General features: G+C 61.0%; 2 protein-coding genes. One reads left to right on the top strand and one right to left on the bottom strand.

Translation table 11 applies throughout. The annotated features are described in order from the left end of the window. Window positions 1-2311 (bottom strand): aconitate hydratase AcnA (gene acnA / locus K8U03_18285; GenBank protein MCE9606840.1); only part of this gene is annotated, 2311 nt, incomplete at its 3' end. A 436-nt stretch (window positions 2312-2747) separates the two neighbouring features. On the opposite strand from acnA, the gene K8U03_18280 reads away from it, so the two are divergent. Next, window positions 2748-3776, top strand: a complete 1029-nt coding sequence (locus K8U03_18280; GenBank protein MCE9606839.1) for a hypothetical protein — start codon at window positions 2748-2750, stop codon at window positions 3774-3776. The last annotated feature ends 31 nt before the right edge of the window (window positions 3777-3807 follow it).

Here is a 3807-nt window from a genome sequence, read left to right as displayed (position 1 = left end):
TGTACTTCATGGCTGCATCGTAGATCGACAGTTGCTCTCCGCTCGGCAGGTGGCGAGTTACGCCCCCTTCGACGCCTGGGACCATGTGATTGCGGATGCGGATGTTGGCGAACGTGCCGCGCGTCATCACGCGATCGTTGCCGCGACGAGCGCCGTAGCTGTTGTAGTCGACCGGCTCGACGCCCTTTTCGCCCAAGAATCGTCCGGCCGGGCTGCTCTTGGCAATGTTGCCGGCCGGCGAGATGTGATCCGTCGTCACCGAGTCGGCCAGCACCGCCAACGCTCGCGCGCCGCGAATTGGCTTGATCGGAGCCGGCGTCTTCGGCAGGTCGATGAGGAACGGCGGCTCTTGGATGTAGGTGCTCGCTTCGGACCACGAGAAGAGATCTCTCTCGGTGATCTTGATGGCGTTCCAACGCGGGTTCGCGTTGAAGACGTCCGAGTAGCGATCGTTGAACATCTCGGGCAGCACGCAGCGCTCGACCGTCTCGGCGACTTCTTGTTGCGTCGGCCAAATGTCTTTCAGATAGACCGGCGTGCCGTCTTTTCCCTTACCGAGCGGTTCGGTCGTCAGGTCGATGTCGGTCGAGCCGGCTAACGCATAGGCGACGACCAATGGCGGGCTGGCCAAGTAGTTGGCCTTCACGTGCGGATTGACGCGGCCTTCGAAATTGCGGTTACCGCTCAACACGGCCGAGGCGACGAGGTTGCCGTCCGTCACCGCTTTGGCGACATGATCCGGCAGCGGACCGCTGTTGCCGATGCACGTCGTGCAGCCGTAGCCGACGATGTGAAAGCCGAGCGCCTTGAGATCGTCCATCACGCCGGCCTTTTCCAGGTAATCGGCGACGACGCGCGATCCGGGAGCCAAGCTCGTCTTCACATATTCCTTGACGGTCAGTCCCTTGGCGACCGCCTTCTTCGCCAGCAAGCCGGCACCGAGCATGACCGACGGGTTGCTCGTGTTCGTGCAACTCGTGATCGCCGCGATGACGACGGCGCCGTGCGTCACGTCGTCCGAGTGGCCGTTGTAAACGACCTTGCCGGTCCGCGCGATGGCGGCTTCGTCCAACGCGAAGCCGCGCTTGTCGAGCGGCGTCTTTAGCGACGAACGGAACTCGCTCTTCACGTTCTTCAGGGCCACGCGATCTTGCGGACGCTTCGGGCCGGCCAGGCTCGGCTCGATCGTGCTCAGGTCGAGCGTCAGCAGCTTGGTGAACTTCGGCACCGGCGTCGCATCGGTCCGGAACAAGCCTTGTTCCTTCATGTACCGCTCAACGAGGTCGATCTCTTTTTCCGTGCGGCCTGTGCGGCGGAGGAAATGCAGCGTCTCGTCGTCGATCGGGAAGAAGCCCATCGTCGCGCCGTACTCTGGCGCCATGTTGGCGATCGTCGCACGGTCGGCGAGCTTCATCTTCGAAACGCCCGGCCCGCAGAACTCGACGAACTTATTGACGACCCCTTCCTTGCGCAGAATCTGCGTCACGGTCAGCACCAAGTCGGTCGCCGTCGCCCCCGCGGCCAATTCGCCGGTCAACTGCATGCCGACGACTTCGGGCATGAGCATGAACAGCGGTTGGCCGAGCATGTTGGCTTCGGCTTCGATACCGCCGACGCCCCAGCCGAGCACACCCAGGCCGTTGATCATCGTCGTATGACTGTCGGTGCCGACGAGCGTGTCGGGCAACGCGACCGGGCCTTTGCCGTCGTCGCGGACGAACACGCACTTCGCCAGGTATTCGAGATTGATCTGGTGAACGATGCCGAGTCCCGGCGGGACTACGCGGAAGTTATTGAACGCCTTTTGACCCCAGCGAAGGAACTCGTAACGCTCGCCGTTGCGCGAGAACTCGAGCTCTTCATTCTCTTCGAGGGCGGCGTCTTGTGCGAATTTGTCGACCTGCACCGAGTGATCGACGACGAGGTCGACCGGAATGAGCGGGTTGATCTTCTTCGGATCGCCGCCGAGGCGTTGCATGGCGCTCCGCATGTGCGCCAAGTCGACGACGCATGGCACGCCGGTGAAGTCTTGCAGCACGACGCGAGCCGGCTTGAACGGGATTTCGACGTCGATGGCTTTGTCGGCCTTCCAACCGGCCAAGCCCTTCACATCGTCCTCGGTCACTTTGTAGCCGTCGCAATTGCGGAGGACCGCTTCGAGCAAGATCCGGATCGAATAGGGAAGTTCCGCCAGCTTGCAGAGACCGAGTTCTTCGAGCTTCGATAGCCGATAGAGACCGATTTTGCCGGAAGCGGAGTTGAACGTATCGCGGGCACCGAACGGATCATGCAAACGAGCCGAAGACGACATGCGGACGGTCCTTCTCGACGAGTTGATTCGCGGGGAGGCGGTTCACGCCTAACTGGTTCAAAGCGGCTAGTTTAGCGAATCGCGGGGCGACAGGGAATGAGGTCCCTTTTCGCGAAGAATTCGCTCGCCCTGCGATTTTTGTCGTAGATCACCGGGGTGTCGCGGTCGACCGCGGCGGGGCGTCGCTACGATCATCACAATCGATACTTTGATCGCGACTACGAATGATCGGTGGCAAGCCGCAGCTTAGATGCATCGAGGCGTTTGACCGGAATGCCCTACGAACTAAGTTTCTCAGGGCAATGTTGCCGTGCCGCTCGTAACGCCGTCATTAAGACGACGAGGTCGATCGAGTTGCGCCGCGACAGGCTAACCCTTTGTTAAGGCTGAGGAAGATATGGCGCTCGGCGGATTACCAACAGGCACTGTTAGCGGAATGTCGTCCGTTTCGGGCGGCAGCCAGAGCGCCGATGCCAAGTTGGAAGAACTGTTGGGCCGCATCAAGCAAATGGCAGGCAAAAGCGCAACGACGTCGAGCTCGCCGGCTTCGATGGTGCCGCCGCTGCAACGTCCGGCCGCGGTTGAACCGCCGCCGGTACAACGCCCCGCCGTCGTCGAAACTCCTCCGGTGGAAGTCCCTGCCGTGAGTCCGGCGATCCCGGCCGACACTCAGGCTTCGTCTGACGACGAATTCGTTCCGATCGAGCCGCGCACGTTTCGTGAAGCGAAGCTGAACGAGGCCGAGGCCGAGAACATCGCACTCAAGTACTTGCTCTCGGCCGGCAGCGGCACGGGTCGCGACGTGGCCGAGCAGATGAAGCTGCCGTTCAAGCTCGTCGATGAATTGCTGTTCCAATTGAAAACGGACCAACTCGTCATCTATCGCGGGTCGTCGATTGCGGGCGACTATCACTATCAACTGACCGAAATGGGGCGCGAGAAAGCCCGCCGCTTGGCTGAGCATTGCACCTACTTCGGATCGGCTCCCGTACATCTCAACGATTACATCGCGAGCGTCGGCAAACAGTCGCTGACGAAAAAGCATCCTGACGCAGAAGATCTGCATAAAGCATTCGAAGACTTGTTGATGAACAAGAAGATGCTGCTGCGATTAGGTCCGGCGATCAATTCCGGCCGCGGCCTCTTCTTGTTCGGTGCGCCGGGAAACGGCAAGACCAGCATTGCCGAGCGGATCACGCGGGCCTTCGGCGATGCGATCTGGATTCCACGCTCGATCAGCATCGACGGCGAGATCATCCGGCTGTTCGACCCGAGCAATCACGAGGTGATGCCGCTCGATAAGGCCGAGGGGATTTTCGACAGTCGCCACGTCGACCGTCGCTGGATTCGGATTCGTCGCCCGACGATCATCGCCGGCGGTGAATTGACGATGGACTCGCTGGAAGTAACGCTCAATCGCTCGACCGGCATCAGCGAAGCGCCGCTGCAACTGAAGAGCAACTGAGGCACGCTGGTCATCGACGACTTCGGCCGGC

It is taken from the genome of Planctomycetia bacterium (assembly GCA_021413845.1).
GTDB lineage: Bacteria > Planctomycetota > Planctomycetia > Pirellulales > PNKZ01 > PNKZ01.
This window is presented reverse-complemented; position numbering and strand designations above follow the sequence as displayed.

Excerpts from the sequence above, each read along its gene's own strand:
- K8U03_18280 (MCE9606839.1), top strand. The coding sequence starts at position 2,748 with ATGTCGTCCGTTTCGGGCGGCAGCCAGAGCGCCGATGCCAAGTTGGAA.